2 protein-coding genes and 1 pseudogene are annotated in these 2444 nt (G+C 62.5%); 2 read left to right on the forward strand and 1 reads right to left on the reverse strand.

Annotated elements, in window-relative coordinates:
• Both EOA86_RS30605 and EOA86_RS30610 read left to right on the forward strand, forming a co-directional pair.
• A pseudogene (locus tag EOA86_RS30605) lies at positions 1–538 on the forward strand (alpha/beta hydrolase); the annotation flags it as partial.
• A 119-nt stretch (positions 539–657) separates the two neighbouring features.
• The gene (locus EOA86_RS30610) at positions 658–1281 is read left to right on the forward strand and encodes a hypothetical protein (protein ID WP_127211963.1); all 624 of its coding nucleotides are present in this window, start codon (positions 658–660) and stop codon (positions 1279–1281) included.
• A gap of 110 nt (positions 1282–1391) precedes the next feature.
• Here the strand turns inward: EOA86_RS30610 and EOA86_RS30615 are convergent, their stop codons facing one another.
• The gene (locus EOA86_RS30615) at positions 1392–2306 is read right to left on the reverse strand and encodes a metallophosphoesterase (protein ID WP_029349821.1); all 915 of its coding nucleotides are present in this window, start codon (positions 2304–2306) and stop codon (positions 1392–1394) included.
• Positions 2307–2444: the final 138 nt, after the last annotated feature.

Consider the following 2444-nt stretch of genomic DNA (forward strand, 5'->3'; position numbering starts at 1 on the left):
GATGGCATTGGCAGAGCCCGAAAGGATAGCCTCGCTGACGCTCCTGGCGCCGGGCGGTTTTGGGACTGAGATCAACGGGCCGCTGTTGCGCCGTTACGCGGCCGCTGCCGGCAAGAGTGAAATTCGCGCCTGCCTGGCCGCCATGTCCGGACCGCAAAGCCTGCCCTCGAAGCGCATCGTGGATATGCTTGGCGAAATGCGTGCGCGTCTCGGCCAGTTGCAGAAACTGGTCGAGATCGCGGCCTCTATGACCAGGGGTGATCGGCAGGGCGTCATCTCGCGCGAACGGCTCGAAACACTTGATATGCCGGTGATGGTGGTTTGGGGGATAGATGACGCGGTGCTGCCCTTCACACAGGCCGATAGTCTGCCGGCGCATTTCCACCTGCACCACGTGTTGGAGGCCGGCCATATGCTGGTCGAGGAAGCGCCCGGTCTTATCGCCGAGATCGTCCGCCGGAACATGAAACGCCGCAGCAGGCCGCGTCGTCCAAAATCCGCCGCCGCGGCGGATCGATCCCTGCCTGCCAAATACTGATGTGCGGCTTCGGGCTGGCTTTGGTCTGGTAAGCCGCTTAACGGCTTATCGATCTCGCAAGTGCATTTTGCCAACGGCTGTGTTAATTCGGTGTTAACCAAACCCGCGAGGCAACGCCGATGAAGGATGCAGGCGAGAATATCACCCAGATCGATCAGTCGCGAAAACTGTCCGACGCCATACGCGACGTGAAAAACGCCTTCGCCGACCGCGACGACGTCGTAGTCGACATGCGCGAGGCGCATCGCATGCGGCTCGATTTGCTTGCCGCCGAACTCGCGCCCATCTTCGCAGACGTGCCCGCCGACATGGACAATTTCGACTTCGCCGTCTCGTCCGGGCTGCAGCCGCGCCTATGGATCGACGCCGTCAGCCATGTCGCCATGGGGCGCGACCGCCGCACCTATCGCTTCCTCAAGGACACACGCATCGGCCGGATGGTGCTCGCCGAATCAACCGAGATGAAACCGGTTGCCGATCAGGTGACGCGCTACGTCGCGGAGCGCGTCGTCGAACGCCAGCGAATGATGGAAGGCGGGGTCGAGCAGGCTGTCGCCAGCCTGAAACGTGCCTTGGTCCCGGAAGCCGAGCCGCCACTGCGATCCGTGCGGCGCGGCAAGGGTTGGTCGGCGTTTCTCTCCGGTCTTGGCCTGATCGCCGCCGGCGCCCTGGTCGGGCTGGCTGTATCGATCGTGTTGTTCTGGGACCGCCTTGTTGCGATGGGACTGGTTTTTAGACCATGACCCTGAACCGAAGGTCCGCGTAGCCAATAGTGGAATCCGGTTTTCGGAAAAGCTCATGGTCAAACAAGAAGATAGAGCCCCATCCCGATTCCATCGGGATGGAATAGGCTCTAGGCCATAGCGTCCGCGCCAAGCTCCAGAATCTCCAGATCGGAAGGCGGGATGGCCGGGCCGGTCAGGCCACGTCGCGTCAGCCTGATCCGCCAATTGTCCTTATCGCCATCGATCTCCAACAGATTATATTGCGCCGCCGGACGCCTGCCGCCTGGCGCCTGCCCTGCGGCGGCGACGCCGACCACCGGAATTTTGGCGCCGCGCCCTTTGATGGAGAACAGCGTCGGCTCGTGCGAATGGCCGTGCAGCACAAGCTCGGCCCCGTGCCGCTGAACGACCTTGTGGAAGCGGGCAATGCCGAACAGCCGCTTGGGCTGCGAAACGGCGCCGCGCACTGGCGGATGGTGGATCATGATCACCCGGAACAGTCCGAGCTTGGCCGTAGCATCGAGCACTTCGCGCAGCCTTTCCGCCTGGTCTTCCAGAAAGAAGCCGTTGGCCATGAACGGAGCCGTGGCCCGCGCCGTCGTCACACCGATCAGCGCGACGTTGCGACGCACGCGCAGATACGGAAAGGCGTCGCGATCGATCGGCGTATTGATGCCGTCGCCGGTCATCCATGCCGTCCACGACCGGCAGGCCTTGTCGAAGGCGCCAGGCACATAGGCGTCGTGGTTTCCTGGAACAACCGACACATCATCGGGAGAACCCAGCGTCTCCAGCCAGTGCTTGCCCATCTCGATCTCGCCGTCGAGCGCCAGATTGACCAGATCACCGGTGACAGCAAGGTGATCCGGTGCGCTCGCCTTGATATCGGCGACGATCGTGTCGATGACGGCATCGCGCATGTGGCGGCGGCGATTGCGCTGCCAGTTGACGTAACCGACCACCCGCTTGGAGGCGAGATCGCGATAGGTTACACCGGGAAGCGGTCCCAGATGGATATCGGAAATATGCGCGAGCCTGAACATCCCCTCTTCATAAGCGACGCGCGCGCTGCTTTCCACCCACGGTTTCGTGGATGATGACGCAGCCCGATCTGGAACAAGTTTTCCGCCAGGCCGGCTGGCCGGGTCTCAGGGCAAGGCTGTTTCATCTGTATTTCGTGC

The organism is Mesorhizobium sp. M5C.F.Ca.IN.020.32.2.1, assembly GCF_004023105.1.
GTDB lineage: Bacteria > Pseudomonadota > Alphaproteobacteria > Rhizobiales > Rhizobiaceae > Mesorhizobium > Mesorhizobium wenxiniae.